Annotated in this window: 12 protein-coding genes and 1 pseudogene; 4 read left to right on the top strand and 9 right to left on the bottom strand. The window is 61.8% G+C overall.

Annotated features, from left to right (window positions below; translation table 11 throughout):
- Positions 1 to 161 precede the first annotated feature (161 nt).
- From istA to J1M86_RS24045, 3 genes are all read left to right on the top strand, one after another.
- The gene (istA, locus tag J1M86_RS24035; protein ID WP_307786733.1) at positions 162 to 1,724 is read left to right on the top strand and encodes an IS21 family transposase; all 1,563 of its coding nucleotides are present in this window, start codon (positions 162 to 164) and stop codon (positions 1,722 to 1,724) included.
- On the top strand, positions 1,721 to 2,491 hold the full coding sequence (gene istB / locus J1M86_RS24040; RefSeq protein WP_206511647.1) for an IS21-like element helper ATPase IstB: 771 nt from the start codon (positions 1,721 to 1,723) through the stop codon (positions 2,489 to 2,491). Before istA ends, istB begins: the two co-directional genes overlap by 4 nt.
- A 413-nt stretch (positions 2,492 to 2,904) precedes the next feature.
- The gene (locus tag J1M86_RS24045) at positions 2,905 to 3,099 is read left to right on the top strand and encodes a three-helix bundle dimerization domain-containing protein (protein ID WP_075839960.1); all 195 of its coding nucleotides are present in this window, start codon (positions 2,905 to 2,907) and stop codon (positions 3,097 to 3,099) included.
- 367 nt (positions 3,100 to 3,466) lie between these two features.
- Here J1M86_RS24045 and J1M86_RS26775 read toward each other — a convergent pair whose 3' ends face one another.
- The 9 genes and pseudogenes from J1M86_RS26775 to J1M86_RS24085 form a co-directional block, all read right to left on the bottom strand.
- The gene (locus J1M86_RS26775) at positions 3,467 to 4,021 is read right to left on the bottom strand and encodes a PaaI family thioesterase (RefSeq protein ID WP_075840922.1); all 555 of its coding nucleotides are present in this window, start codon (positions 4,019 to 4,021) and stop codon (positions 3,467 to 3,469) included.
- Between the two features lie 310 nt (positions 4,022 to 4,331).
- Positions 4,332 to 5,396 carry a BtrH N-terminal domain-containing protein gene (locus J1M86_RS24055; protein ID WP_206511648.1) on the bottom strand — a complete coding sequence of 355 codons (1,065 nt, stop codon included), beginning with the start codon at positions 5,394 to 5,396 and terminating at the stop codon, positions 4,332 to 4,334.
- A gap of 321 nt (positions 5,397 to 5,717) precedes the next feature.
- A complete protein-coding gene (locus J1M86_RS24060) occupies positions 5,718 to 6,920 on the bottom strand; it encodes an NAD(P)/FAD-dependent oxidoreductase (RefSeq protein WP_206511649.1) in 1,203 nt (400 codons plus the stop codon).
- Positions 6,917 to 8,305, bottom strand: a complete 1,389-nt coding sequence (locus J1M86_RS24065; protein WP_206511650.1) for a cytochrome P450 — start codon at positions 8,303 to 8,305, stop codon at positions 6,917 to 6,919. The genes J1M86_RS24060 and J1M86_RS24065 overlap by 4 nt, the downstream gene beginning before the upstream one ends.
- A 25-nt stretch (positions 8,306 to 8,330) precedes the next feature.
- Positions 8,331 to 8,651, bottom strand: coding sequence for a 2Fe-2S iron-sulfur cluster-binding protein (locus J1M86_RS24070; RefSeq protein WP_206511651.1), 321 nt, complete (start codon positions 8,649 to 8,651; stop codon positions 8,331 to 8,333).
- Between the two features lie 205 nt (positions 8,652 to 8,856).
- Positions 8,857 to 9,009 (bottom strand): annotated as a pseudogene (locus J1M86_RS26605) (aldehyde dehydrogenase family protein); the annotation flags it as partial.
- A 20-nt stretch (positions 9,010 to 9,029) separates the two neighbouring features.
- Positions 9,030 to 10,136 (bottom strand): NDMA-dependent alcohol dehydrogenase, encoded by a 1,107-nt coding sequence (locus tag J1M86_RS24075; protein ID WP_206511652.1) that lies wholly within the window; start codon positions 10,134 to 10,136, stop codon positions 9,030 to 9,032.
- A gap of 42 nt (positions 10,137 to 10,178) precedes the next feature.
- Positions 10,179 to 11,795, bottom strand: a complete 1,617-nt coding sequence (locus J1M86_RS24080) for a fatty acid--CoA ligase (protein ID WP_206511654.1) — start codon at positions 11,793 to 11,795, stop codon at positions 10,179 to 10,181.
- Positions 11,796 to 11,846: 51 nt separating this feature from the next.
- Positions 11,847 to 12,257, bottom strand: a complete 411-nt coding sequence (locus tag J1M86_RS24085) for an SCP2 sterol-binding domain-containing protein (RefSeq protein ID WP_075840920.1) — start codon at positions 12,255 to 12,257, stop codon at positions 11,847 to 11,849.
- A gap of 386 nt (positions 12,258 to 12,643) precedes the next feature.
- Here J1M86_RS24085 and J1M86_RS24090 point away from each other — a divergent pair, with 386 nt between their 5' ends.
- Positions 12,644 to 13,660, top strand: a complete 1,017-nt coding sequence (locus J1M86_RS24090) for an AraC family transcriptional regulator (RefSeq protein WP_206511653.1) — start codon at positions 12,644 to 12,646, stop codon at positions 13,658 to 13,660.
- Positions 13,661 to 13,957 lie beyond the last annotated feature (297 nt).

Below are 13,957 nucleotides of genomic sequence, written 5' to 3' on the forward strand. Positions count from 1 at the left end.
TGAGACGTCCCACAGGTCGCCCTGCGACTCCGAATTTCCCTGCATACCAACATTATCGCAGGTCAAACACCTAAACGCGGGTCGACGCGACGTGGATCGGCCATCGGATTGTTCAGCAGTCTCCTAGTCCGTATCGCGAATCCACCGCAGGAGAGACCACTGTGAAGTCTGACGGAGAACTCATGGACATGCTCAATGCCTACGACCTGACCGGATCGTTTCGTGCCGCCGCCGAACTCTGCGGCTGCTCCCACCACACTGTCAAGAAGGCCGTCGAAGACCGCGACGCGGGCCTGCCACCAGCAACACGACGCGCGAAGATCATCGACGACTGGCTGGAACTTCTCGAAGAGTGGGTCTCGAAATCGAAGGGCAAGATCCGCGGCGACAAAGCCCACGAACGCCTGACCGCTATGGGCTACGCCGGCACCGACCGCACCACCCGCCGCGCACTCACCGAAGTCAAAGATCAATGGCGGCTGGGTAATACGAGAGTGCACCGGCCGTGGATCACCGAACCAGGGTTGTGGCTGCAATACGACTTCGGCGACGGGCCGAGCGTCGATGGGCGCAAGATCGTGCTCCTCGTCGCCTGGCTCGCATGGTGCCGCTACCGCATCGTGGTCCCACTGCGAGACCGGACCGCAGGCAGTGTCTTCGCCGGCTTGGACCGGGTGTTCCGGATCCTCGGCGGTGCCCCGACCTACCTGCTCACCGACAACGAGAAGACCGTCACCACCGGCCACGTCGCGGGCGTCCCGGTCCGCAACCGACAGGTAGTGACGTTCGGGCGGTACTACGGCATCACGGTGCTGACCTGCCAACCCGCGGACCCGGCATCGAAAGGTGGGGTGGAAAACGCCGTCAAACTCGCCAAAGCAGACATCGTCCCCACCGAGACGAACCTGCTCCCGCAGTACGCCACCTTCGCCGACGTCGACGTCGCCTGTACTGCGTTCATGACCGAGGTCAACGCCCGCGTGCACCGCACCACCCGCCGCGTCCCGAACGAGATGCTCGCCGAAGAACGCCCGCGCCTGCACGCCGTCCCCGACCTCCCGCATACCGCGGTCCTCGGTGTCACCCGCAGAGTGCCGGACAACACCCCGATGGTCACCTTCGATCACTGCCAATACTCGATTCCCTCAACACTATTGGGTCAGAGCGTGTGGGTGCGGTTGCACGACGGTACCGATGAGGTCATCATCTGCGCACTCGACGACGGGGGTCCGATCGAAGTAGCCAGGCATCGACGCACCACCCCGGGAACTCCCGCCATCGACGACGCGCACTTCCCCGGCCACCACCCAAAGATTCCCGGTGACTACAGCGTCCGTGCACGCACTGCCTCCGAGCAGGCATTCCTCGCGATCGGCGAAGGCGCCGCGACGTGGCTCAAAGAAGCAGCCGCAGTCGGCACCGAACGGATCTTCCAGAAAATGTCCCACGCCGTCGACCTCGCCCGGCTCGGCGGCCGAGCAGATGTCGACTGGGCGCTCGGGCATGCGGCCGTGCACGGCCGCTTCGCCACCGGGGACCTCGACTCCATCCTCGCCACCAAAGGGATGGACCTCACCCGCCGGGGCGCATCCGAATCCACTTCCCTCGCGCAAGGCACCAGCGGATGGGATCTGTTCGGCAGCAACACCATCGGCAGCAACATCATCGGCGACACCGCCGCCGGGCGAGACGACACCGGCACCACGAACGGGAGCCGGGCATGAACACCGCCACTGCAGAATTACCCGCCGACGTCGAAGCGCTGATGCGTCAACTGCGGCTCCCGCACGCTCGGTCCATCGCCGCCGAGGTCCTCGCCACCGCGCGGGCGCAACGCTGGGATCCCGCCGAAGTGATCAAGGCACTGCTCACCGAAGAGTCCGCCGGCCGGGCCCGTTCGATGCTGACCTCCCGCCGCAAAGCCGCCGGCTTCCCGACCGGGAAGACCTTCGAGGTGTGGGACGAAAACGCATCATCGATCCCGTTGCCCACCCAACAGGCATTGCGGACCCTCGAATGGGTCGGGCGGCGGGAGAACCTCGTCGTCTGCGGACCAGCCGGAACAGGCAAGACCTTCTTCCTCGAAGCGTTGGGACAGAACGTGATCCAGGCCGGGATGCCGGTAGCGTGGTTCACCCTTGAGCAAATCGGAGTCCTCGTTCGCGCGCACCGCTCCGATGATTCTCTCGGCAAAGCGATCGCGAAAATCGTCCGCGCCGAACTCGTCGTCATAGACGACGTCGGGCTGTTGCCAGTGGGGACCGATGCCGCCGAAGGGCTCTACCGGATCGTCGAAGCAGCCTACGAACGCAAATCCGTCGCGATCTCCTCGAACCTGCATCCCAGCGGGTTCGACGAACTGATGCCGAAAACCCTCGCCACTGCGACGGTCGACCGGCTCCTCCACCACGCACACCTGTGCCAAACCAGCGGCGACTCGGTCCGCCTCGCCCAAGCACTGCACGGTCAGGGGGTCAAACCCTTGACCTGACACACCACCCTTCCACCGGTGGCGGGCACACCCGAATGGGCAGATTCGTGTCCGCCACTGGGCAGTTCTTATCGACCACCCACGGGCAGTTTTCGTGTCCGCATACGGGCACTTCCCGATGTCCATTGACAAGTCAACGCCGGACCCACCGACCCGCGCGGTTTCCTGCGATCGATCCCCTCTCGTTCATCGCGCCATTTATAACCGGTCGCTCGCGTGACACCGTGAGCTTCGCTGGCCTTCTGGTTCGGCACACCGGAATCGATCATGGCGAAAAAACTATCGCGGACCTCATCAGACTTACGCGGTCTTCCACCCACGACACACCATCAACTTCCCTGATCAGGAGCTGTGGTGCATCGATCGCTTGAGATCGCCTGACCTGCGCGGCGTCGGAGCGGATTCTTGAAAAGATGACTACCACCGAAGACGACCATATCGCTGCTGTGCGGGATCGACTCGGCACAGCATTCCCGGACGTTCCACGTCCGGTGATCGAGGATGCAGTCTCTGCCGAGCATGCTCGTTTCGAGGGACGTTCGATCCGTGATTTCGTTCCGCTGCTCGTCGAGCGCAATGCCCGGGCATCGCTGCGACCACGTAGCTGATCACCACACACAGTTCCCGAACAGCAGAGGCCGTTCTCAGCTATCGAAGTCTTCGTCGTTGACCCACGCCTCGAACCCAGACAACTGCGTCATCGGCCACCAGTTCGGAGTCCCTGCACCATCATCGACACTGTCGGTAAATTTCCCTCTCGAACCAACGCGAGTTGGGGATCAGTAATCCGCCAGATCCGATGAGAAGAATCGACCGACGTTGCATCGTGGGCAAGTGGCGAACCGCAGGTCCCACCCGACGGGCTCCGCCACATTGGATGACAAGCCACAGGGCCCCCAGTGGTGGGGGCCTAGTTAGTTGGTGTGCACCAACAGGGGCCCGACGGCGATGGCTTGTGCCCGGCTGTCCGGCGCACTAGACCGGGTCGGGTCGAAGCGCTGCGATGAAATGCGCTAAATCTACGACGATGAAAACGCCTGTGGCGGAGGCCACTACGTCACCGGTGCGTTGCGCTCGAACTTCGGCAGCAACGTGAAGCTTGCGACCATTGCGCGCTTTCAGCATGGCACTTACCTCGTAAGGCACTTGCAGGCGAACCGGCGCGAGGAACTCGATGTCGAGCTTTCGTGTAACAGCCAAGTCCCCGATCACATAAAGAAGCATTCCCACCATGTCATCGAGCACGGTGCCTACAGCCCCACCGTGTGCGATGCCCGGAGCACCCCGGTGCCGACTATCGAATACATGCTCTGCGGCGACGCCGTCGCCGCGACGCCGCGCCTGCAACTGATGACCATGGGGGTTGTCCGGACCACAGCCGAGACACCATGGGTGGTGAGGCGGGAGAGGGTCGCCGTCGAGTGTGTCTCGCCGTTCTTCAAAGCTGCGCCACCAGGCCGTCACGAGCGCGATCTCGGTCTCAACCTGGCGTTCGGAATATTCTTGACCGGTTTCCGGCGGTTCTGTCACGACGAACCCACTGAGGCCGGGTTCAGTTCCGTCGATAGCAGCAAGACGATACCGATCACGGAACGGATCTCCTTCACCGGCGACCTCCGTTTTGTCAAGTGCCGTCTGAGCATCACCACAGAATCAGCCGCATCGTGTCAGACTCCTCGATGAGTTTCGCGTCCATCGCGTATTTGTCACCAGCATTCTCTTTTGACGGATATATCGAAGTTCCACCGCAATAAAATGCAATCTCCGTGTAAAACCCTTCTCTACAACAACTTTCGCCTACATGATGGTCTACCTGATCTATTCCACGAGACGAGCGCAGTTAGCGGTCTGCAGTCGCCAACGAGCTGGACGCACGTTCCAAAGCGTCGACAAGATCCGTCTCCCCCTTTGGCAGTCGACCGGCGGCCAGGGCCACCGCGTCTAGGCGAGCTCGTACATCAGCGCCGCGGCGGATCCCGGCGCGCGCGGTCTCGGTCCAGGCCTGCGCACAGCGGTCGGCGACTCGCGCCAGGTCTGCTGTGGCGAGGTCGCCAGTCAGTCTCGCGATCTCAGCGCACCCCTCGGCGAGTAAGCGTCGGAACAATCCGCCGCCGGTGCCTGCCTTCTCGATGAACGCGCCGAGGCCGAACAGTAAGATCTCGAGTTCGTCATCGGGGAGGTCGGCCCAGGTGTGAACGTCGGCGGCCAGCGCTTCGGCGGCTGCCAGGCCCTCGGCACCGCTCGCTGCGGTGAGATTGGCGATTCTTGCCCCTGATGGCTGACGCAAGTTGTCGGCAGACTGCCGGAACGCTGCCGCTGCAGTGCCGCCGATGCTGGGGAGCGCGCTCGGCCAGGTGATGCGGTACGTACAGTGGCGCGTCGGCTGTGGGAACGACGTCGAAGACCTGGCCCGAGCCAGCGAGTCGAAGGGAACCTCCTGCACCTCGGCCCGGTCGTTGTCTACGACGAACGCTACGCCCGCGTCCTCGTCGTAGCCGATCACGACGATGTCGTGGCGGCTCATCTGCATCTGGACCCTCAGATACGGTAGCTCGGCGATGTCGCCCCATACCAGGCTTGGTCGGCCGGAGTCGATTTCGTCGCGAACCCACGACCATCCCTCCTCTGGATCGTCGGTGGTTAGGACCTGGACCTGCCCGCCGAGCCGGCGGGGTAGGTCGACTTCGAAGTCGGCACCTCGTCCCACCAGATACAGCGGTGGAACGAGAGCGTTCGATCGAAGATAGGACAACCCCAAGGCACCCCCGAGGGTAAATGTCAGCCCCTCGCTGGGCGGTCCATCCCACCCGAGACCGTGCCAGTGCAGCAGATCTCGCATCGCGCCTGAACCACAGTGGCCCCCGATTTGATGGGGGTAACCCTCGATGAGGGTCTTGTGCGGCATATGCGATCCTTTCCGAGTGGCGGGGCGTTGGGGTGTCGAAGACCAGTCAGTTGCCAGGGATTCGTTCCAAGTGGGCATGCGTAGCCCATGGGTCGACGTTGCTTACGAACACTGAATTGGTGGCCCAAGGTTGGCACCGAACTGTTGCGGGTCTCGATTGGATCGAGCTCGAGCTCGGAGGGAAGGGTCGATTCGCGAGCCGCCTATAGAAGCCGCGGCTTTTCGTCAGTGGGCGCGCCGAATGAGGTTTGGACCTGTTCGTGCTTCGAATTGCGTATCGCTCGCCGACGTCATATCGATCGCACTCAGGGCAGAGACGCTTCACACTGCACCGGCGAGTGACAGTTCGGCGCGGTCGATGGGGAGCTGCTGCGTGATGACCCGTTTGCTGAACATGAAGTCGCGGGGACGATTGATGCAGTCCGCCGCAATCAGCTCTGCACTGCGTAGGTAGTAGCAGGTGAAGTCGCTGTCACGGGTCGGGTTTCCGCTGAGGACGACTTCGTCGTACCCAGTGTTGAGCCCGGCGATCTGGAGCTTGAAGTCGTATTGATCCGACCAGAACCAGGGGAGCGCCTTTATCTCTTTAGGCTTTCCGCAGATGGTCGCGGCAGCGACCTTGGCCTGCTCGGCGGCACTTGGCACGGACTCCAGGCGAATGCGACGTCCGTAGCGGGCCATGTCGTGGCTGGCGCAATCCCCGGCGGCCACGATGTTGTGATCACTGGTCCGGGCGTGGTCGTCGATGACGACGCCATTGTCAACGGCAAGGTCCGCGGCGGCGGCGAGGTCGACATTGGGCTCCACGCCGATTCCGATAATGAGGAGGTCGGCAGGGATTGATTCGCCGCTGGCCAGGACCACTTCGCGGACGCGGCTATCGCCGGTGAGCGCCTCGACCAGGGCTCCCGTGCGGATGTTGACCCCTTTACTACGGTGGATTCGGTCGAAAAATGCGGAGACTTCGGGGGCGGTGACTCGTTCGAGGACGCGTTCGGTCGCCTCCAACACGGTGACCTCCAGACCCAGTGCACGCAAGGAGGCGGCCGTCTCTAGGCCGATGTAGCCCCCGCCGACGATCACGGCTCGACGTCCGGGGGTCGCGGCCTTTCGAATCAACCCGACGTCCGCGGCGGTGCGTAGGTAATAGACTCCGGCCAGGTCGGCCCCCGGGGTAGGGAGCCGCCGCGGGCGGGCACCGGTGCACAAGGCGAGCTTGTCATAGGTCAACGCGTCGCCAGTGCTGAGCGAAAGGCTTCCTGCTGAGCGGTCGATCGCTTCTACAGTCGCGTCGCGGAGTTGGATCCCGTGCTTGCTGTAAAACTCGACGCTTCGGATCTCCAGGTCCTTGAGCGTGCTCTTCGAGGCCAGGTAAGCCTTCGACAACGGAGGGCGTTGGTACGGCAGCGCTGACTCGTCGCCGATGAGGACGATCTCTCCGGTCCAACGTTCCTGGCGCAGGCTGGTTGCGAGTTGGGCCCCAGCATGGCTGGCCCCAATGATGACGGCGCGCTGTGCGGTCATGCGTCGGATTTCGGGGTGAGGCGGACCGTCATCTTGCTGATCCCTCGCACGAAGTTGGACTGCACGTACTCGGGTTCGCCGACGACATCGATGTTCTCGAAACGAGCGAGCAATTCCTCCCAGAGGATCCGCAGCTGAAGTTCGGCCAACCGGTTACCCATACAGCGGTGAACACCGAAGCCGAAAGAGATGTGGTTGCGCGCGTTGGCCCGGTCGATGATGAAGTCGTCGGGCCGGTCGAACACGCGTTCGTCGCGGTTGCCCGACGCGTACCACATCACGACCTTGTCGCCTTTCCGGATGAACTGCCCGTTGAGCACCGTGTCGACCTTGGCGATTCGACGCATGTAGGCCAATGGTGTCTGCCACCGGATGATCTCCGAGTTCATGTTGGAGATCAGGTCGGGATTGGCCTTGAGCTTCTCGAACTGATCGGGGAACCGGTTCAGCGCGAGAACACCGCCGCTCATCGAATTGCGTGTGGTGTCGTTGCCACCGACGATCAGCAACACGAGGTTGCCCAAGAATTCCATCGGTCGGCTGATCAGATCCTTGGTGTCGGCGTTGCTCTGCAACATGGTGATCAGATCGAACCCAGGTTCTTCTCCGGCAGCGGTCCGGGCCGCTTTGTCGTGCCAGTGCTCGCTGAGACCTTGTGCCATCTCGCGCATACCGACAAACGTATCGTCGAGGTCTGAGGGACCGCCGTTGGTCTGCTCCATCGAAGTTGCGAGGTCTGACCATTCGACAAGTTTGTGACGCTGCTCGTACGGGAAATCCAGCAAGGTCGCCAGCATGCGAGCGGTCAACTCGATCGAAACATTTTGCACCCAGTCGAATGGCTCATTCACAGGCAGGTCGTCGAGCACCTCCTGGACGCGCGAACGAATCAGCCCCTCCATCTCACGAAGATTCTTCGGCGCGACCACACCCTGCACGGCAGCCCGCTGCCGGTCGTGGCGGGGCGGATCCATAGCGATGAACATTGTGATGTCCAAGAATCGCGGCGGGACCCCGATGACAATCAACGGTTCGGCGGAGAATGCCTCATGGTTCTTGTCGACTGCCATGATGTCGGCATGCCGCGTAACCGACCAGAACGGACCGAACGGGCTGGCGGGCAAATAGTGGACCGGAGCCTCATTGCGTAGGCGCTCGTAGTAGGACTGCCAACGGCCCTGACGATAGAGAAACGGGTTGCTGAGGTCGATCTCGGCGAGTTCGACGTCCTCGACCGGCGGGATGGGACTTTCGACGAACAGCTTCTTCCCGTTCGATCTGGTCACCCACCGTCGGGTCTTGTCGTAGAGGTGCGCGCCCTGAATCTGTAGGTCGATTGGGACGACCGACTGGACTCGCTCAGTGATTGCTTCAGAAACCTTCATCTTGTCTTGCCCGCCTCTTCCGTGGTCACATCTGAAATTCTGGCGTCTGGACAATCAAGCCGTCCCACGCCACGGACACAAGCATCTGGCAGGACAATCGGGAGGTCGGTTGACGCTCGGGGTTCATCGCGAGCATCTCCTCCTCAACGGCGCTCGAACGCCCGACCATCTCAGACCACTGCGGATCGACGATCACATGGCAGGTCCCGCATGCGGCTTCACCTCCACAGTCGCCGTCGATGCCGGGCACTGCATTGTTGGTTGCGATCTGCATCAACGACAGGCCTTCCTCGAGAAGCGCCTCGTCTTTCTCGCCGTCGTGCGAGACAAAGGTGACAACAGCCATAACCAACTCCTGATGCTGTGTTTCGGTGTGAGACTTCAAATTGTGTTCGAAGTTGACTGCGTCGGCTATGTTCGCCAGAGTCAGATGGTTGTGAATTCGGCTCAGAGGAGTATGGCCCGATGGACTTCGATGACTCCGGGTCTCGCCGAGAAACCTTCGAGATCAGCGGCAACAGGAGCCGTCGAACCGGTGGGTACCAACCTGTTCACAGAAGTCTTCGTAGCAACTTGATCGAACGTTCGGTATACGGCGGATAGATCAGACTTAGATCGGGTCTGGTGGGTTTGGACAGCACAGCTCTACGGTGGCTCAGAGCTTCGAACCCCCACTTGCCGTGATAATCGCCGATTCCACTGGCTCGCGGTGGCGTCAGTAGCGTCAGAATCGGATGACCCCTCGGATGTTGCTGCCTGATCGCATGTCCTCGTAGCCCTCGTTGATCTGGTCGAGGGTGTACTCACGGGTGATCAGCTCATCGAGCTTGAGGTGTCCGCCGTTGTACAGCTCGACGAGGCGCGGGACGTCGTGAGCAGCGTTGGACGAGCCGTATAGAGAACCGCGGATCTGCTTCTCGTAGAGCGTCAACTCCAACAGCGATCCCGACATAGTGGTCTCTTCGGGGTGTCCGATTGCGGTAACGACCACGCGTCCGCGTTTGCCGACGAGAGACAGCGCCTCGCCAATATAAGACCCTTCGGCGACATCGGTGGTCAAGATGCAGACGTCAGCGAGTTTGCCGCGAGTGATGTCGCTGACCAGCGCCCACGCTTCGTCGATCGAGGCAACGGCATGCGTCGCACCGAACACGCTGGATTGCTCCCGCTTGAACTCCACGGGATCGACCGCGATGATGTTCAACGCGCCGGCGATCCGGGCACCTTGAATCGCGTTCATGCCGATGCCCCCGGCTCCGATCACGACCACCGTGTCCCCGGCGCGCACTTCGCCTGTGCGCACCGCCGATCCGTAACCGGTGGTGACACCGCAGCCGATCAGCGCCGCCTTGTCCAGCGGTGTTCCTGTGTCGATCTTGACCAGCGACGCTCTCGGCACCACCGTGTACTCCGAGAAGGTGCCCAGCAAGCACATCTGGCCGATGTCCTCGCCGCGTGCGTGGAAGCGGTAAGTGCCATCGAGCTGCGGTCCCATCATGACGGCCGCGCCTGTGTCGCACAGGTTCCCCATGCCGCGCGCACAGTAGGAACAGTGCCCGCACGACGGCAGGAAGGTGAGAATGACCGAATCACCCTCGGAGATGTCGTCGATGCCCGCCCCGATCTCGACCACGGTGCCGGCGCCCTCATGACCGCCGACGACAGGCAGAGGGAAGGGCAGATCGCCGGTCACGAGGTGTTCGTCGGAATGGCACAACCCACTCGCGGTCAGCCGGACGAGCACCTCGTTGGGGCCGGGCGGATTCAGCTCGACCTCCTCGACCTCCCACTTCTCTCCCAGGCCCCAGAGAACAGCAGCACGTGTCTTCATGATTCTCCCTAGATCGATACTTCGGTTGCCGTGATTGCCGATTCAGGCCAGTGTCTCGACGATGAGGCCACCGTCGGCGTGCTGGCGTCGTAGCTTCTTCTTGTCGAACTTGCCGGTCGAGGTCAGTGGAACTTCAGTAACGAATGCCCACCGCTCCGGTAGCCACCACTTGGCCACCCGCGGACGGAGGAACTCCGACAATTCCGCGGCGGTGGCGGTGCGTCCGGCATCGAGGACTACCACTGCCAGCGGCCGTTCCTGCCACTTGTCGTCTGGCACACCGATCACCGTGGCGGTGCGTATCGCAGGATGAGCGGCCAATTCGTTCTCCAGTTCGACCGAGGAGATCCATTCACCTCCGGACTTGATGACGTCCTTGGAACGGTCGGTCAGGGTGATGAATGCATCAGCGCTGATCGTTCCGACATCTCCGGTGGACAACCACCCGTCCGGCGTCACCGCCGGACCCTCATGCTCGTAGTACGACCCCGTGATCCACGGGCCGCGGATCTGGATCTCGCCCACCGCCTTTCCGTCCCAGGGTTGCTCTGTACCAGCGTCATCGACGATGCGGGCCTCCACACCGGCCACCACCCTGCCCTGGGTTCCGCGTATATGAAGGGACCGCTCCGGTGAGTCGGTGTCCCGCGGCAATGCGACCGCAGCAAGCGGCGAGGTCTCGGTCATCCCCCATGCCTGCACGATGCGAATACCCAGCTCGTCGTAGGCGGTTATCAACGACCGCGGAACGGCGGAACCCCCGCAGGCCACCATCTTCAGCGAACTGACGTCATGGCCGGGGTTGTCCCGCAGATAGTGCAGAACGTCGGTCCAGATCGTCGGGACCGCGCCCGCCATCGTCGGTCGCGCTGCCTCGATCATCTCCACCAACGGCTCAGCCTGCAAAAAGCGGTCGGGTAGCAGCATCTGCGCGCCTGCCATCATCGCCGCGTACGGCAGTCCCCACGCATTGGCGTGGAACATCGGCACGATCGCCAATACCGTGTCGTCATGACCGATGCCCAGCGCATTCGAAGTGCACGCTGCCTGCGAATGCAACCACGTCGAACGATGGCTGTAGACAACGCCTTTCGGATGTCCAGTGGTTCCGCTGGTGTAGCACATCGCAGCGGCCGACCATTCGTCGACATCGGGCCAGTCGAATGAGCACGATTGGGCGGCAACCACGTCGTCGTACCGAAGAACGTCCTTCCCGCACCCCTCAACGGCGGAAAGGTCGCCAGTACCGGTCACCAGCACCGTTCGGACCGACGTCATCGACGGTAACGCCGCCGCCAAGAGCGGAAGGACCGTTCCGTCGACGATGACCACTCGGTCGTCGGCATGGTTGGCGATCCACGTCAGCTGTTCAGTAGGCAGCCGCAGGTTCAACGTGTGCAACACCGCGCCCATCGACGGCACCGCCGAGTAGCAATCGAGATGCTCCTGGTTACTCCATTGCAGCGTGGCGACGCGCTCATCTCCACGAATGCCGATCTCGCGCAATGCATTGGCCAACCGAGCCGCGCGTTCGCCCAACTCTCGGTACGACACCCGGGAGATCTGCCCGGGTCCACGTGCGGTCAACACATCCCGATCGCCATGAATCATCGCGGCATGGCGCACTATCGACGACACGGTCAGCGGAACGTCTTGCATGGTGCTTTTCACCGCGCCACCGTAGTCCTGCAGTCAGCGGTCAAGCGGTGGTCACGCATCGATGAGATCCTGGCGATTCTCGCTCTGCAACATCGACTTGTACTCGGGAAACAGGTTCTTGGCCTGCGGGATCAATTTGAGCAACTTGGGCACCGGCCCTTTCGCGCGCACGGTTCCCTTGGCCATTGCCATCGTCAGGTTCACCTTCCCCAGCCAGAACTTGTTCCCGGTGTCCGAAGACATGAACAGCTCGACATTGGGTACCGCGGTACTCGAAGCTCCGGTCTCCACCACCTTGTTCGGCATATCCACCGTCACCACCGCATCCGGATCGGTGTAGTGCACCCGCAACACCACGCCCGAGCCCGCAAGCTTGTCCGCCAGCCCCTCGACCTCCAGGCCACGCCGAAATATCCCGGCCATATAGGTGTAGACCTCGTCCTCGTCCTTGAACACAGCCATCTCGAACCTCCACCAATCTCGTTGTTCTAGGAAATGCACGGTCGCGAGCGACCAGGGACTCTCAATCGCCGATAGTCACCGCCCCCGTCGGACAAGCCAGCGGGGGTCGACCGCCGCTCAGCCGAACTCACCGTTACCAGGAAACCTTTTTGCAGGCACTGCGTTGTTGGTTGCGATCTGCTTCAACGACAGGCCTTCCTCGATCGAGAGGTGTGCCTCGCCGTCCTTCTCGCCGTCGTGCGAGACAAAGGACAACAGCCAGAACTAACTCCCGATGCTGAATTTTCGGTGTGAGAACTTAGAAACACTGTGCTCGAAGTTGACTGCGTCGGCTATGTTCGCCAGAGTCAGATGGTTGTGAATTCGGCTCAGAGGAGTGTTTCCCAGTGGACTTCGAGGACGCGGGCTTGCCACCGCTCGCGTTCATGCAACTGCTTCAAAGCCAAGCGTTCAGCGCAGATGCCGCTGCGCGGTTTCGCAGACTTATGGCTCGCGAAGGAACTGACGAGGCAGCGTTAGTCCAACGTGACATTCAGGCTCCACTGCGGTGGTTTCGCGAGGTCTACCCCGATCTCGACGCCGACCAGGCAACCGTGCTCGGCTTCGTGTTCGCTGAACACGCCCAGTTGACGTCCTTCGGCCCGTTGAGTGTTCCGCTGGTAAGTGCGGGCTCAGTAGCCGAGATTGTGGAGCTGCTCACCTATCTGCCGTTGATCTCGACGGCCGTCAGTTCACAGTTTCATGCCAGTGCAGACCACGGCTTCTCGGTCGGCCTCATCGGGCACACACACGATCCGGGCCTGGACTGCCTTGCAATTGCCTACGCTGGGTCGACGCTACTGCGGCTGCTTGGCCTGCTCTCCTACGACGCGCCGGCCGTTACCCTTCATCTGAGTTGGCCAACGCCGGTTGCTCTGATGAACCATGAGCACGTACTAGCCGGGCGTCTGCACTTCGACGCCCCGCTGTCCTGCGTCCATGTTCCAGCAGAAACAGTCGACGAGGTCTGTCGGTTTTCCGATCCCCTAGCCTATCGAATCGCCATCGCCGAACTGCAGCGAACCCTCGACCAGCGAAACGGAAGTACGTCGTTCTCGGAGAAGGTGCGACGGTTGATCGAGGAAGATCCCGGACGAAGTGGCAGTCACTGGGTGGCAGACAAGCTGGCCATATCCACCAGCACGCTTAAGCGGCGCCTCTCCGAGGAGGGGACTACTTTTCGCGAGCAACGAGAGTCATTCCTTCGCGAGCGCGCGACGCTCAGATTACTGGACCGATCAATGACGGTAAGTGAGATCGCAAAGGAACTCGGATACAGCGACCTCACAAACTTCTCGCATACCTTCAAACGATGGACCGGCTTCTCGCCGAGCGAGTTCCGAAACACAAAAAGGAGCTGGTGAGTTCCTTGTCCCGCCTCTGAAAGTAGTTCTCGACGAGGTGGGTCTCGCCGGTGATCGAGTTTGGGTTTCCTGCGGCCCGGTTGACCTGCTCGGTGTAGGCGGTGACATGCACGAGCGCGTGGTTTTTGATCTGTGTGGACGGTCACGTAGCTCCCCCGGGGGTGAATAACCCCGAATGCACCGATCAACTGATGGCGTCGCTGTGAGTTTGGTTGTGCGGCTTCGAGTGGAGTGCGGGCGTGGGTGATCGTCCGACCTCTCGTGCCGGGTTGTTCCACTGGGTCTTTCGCGTCGAGG

The organism is Rhodococcus sp. KRD197 (genome assembly GCF_017168235.1).
In the GTDB taxonomy this organism is placed as follows: Bacteria; Actinomycetota; Actinomycetes; order Mycobacteriales; family Mycobacteriaceae; genus Rhodococcoides.

Excerpts from the sequence above, each read along its gene's own strand:
- istB (WP_206511647.1), top strand. The coding sequence starts at position 1,721 with ATGAACACCGCCACTGCAGAATTACCCGCCGACGTCGAAGCGCTGATG.
- J1M86_RS24045 (WP_075839960.1), top strand. The coding sequence starts at position 2,905 with ATGACTACCACCGAAGACGACCATATCGCTGCTGTGCGGGATCGACTC.
- J1M86_RS24055 (WP_206511648.1), bottom strand. The coding sequence starts at position 5,396 with ATGCCGCACAAGACCCTCATCGAGGGTTACCCCCATCAAATCGGGGGC.
- J1M86_RS24060 (WP_206511649.1), bottom strand. The coding sequence starts at position 6,920 with ATGACCGCACAGCGCGCCGTCATCATTGGGGCCAGCCATGCTGGGGCC.
- J1M86_RS24065 (WP_206511650.1), bottom strand. The coding sequence starts at position 8,305 with ATGAAGGTTTCTGAAGCAATCACTGAGCGAGTCCAGTCGGTCGTCCCA.
- J1M86_RS24070 (WP_206511651.1), bottom strand. The coding sequence starts at position 8,651 with ATGGCTGTTGTCACCTTTGTCTCGCACGACGGCGAGAAAGACGAGGCG.
- J1M86_RS24075 (WP_206511652.1), bottom strand. The coding sequence starts at position 10,136 with ATGAAGACACGTGCTGCTGTTCTCTGGGGCCTGGGAGAGAAGTGGGAG.
- J1M86_RS24080 (WP_206511654.1), bottom strand. The coding sequence starts at position 11,795 with ATGCAAGACGTTCCGCTGACCGTGTCGTCGATAGTGCGCCATGCCGCG.
- J1M86_RS24085 (WP_075840920.1), bottom strand. The coding sequence starts at position 12,257 with ATGGCTGTGTTCAAGGACGAGGACGAGGTCTACACCTATATGGCCGGG.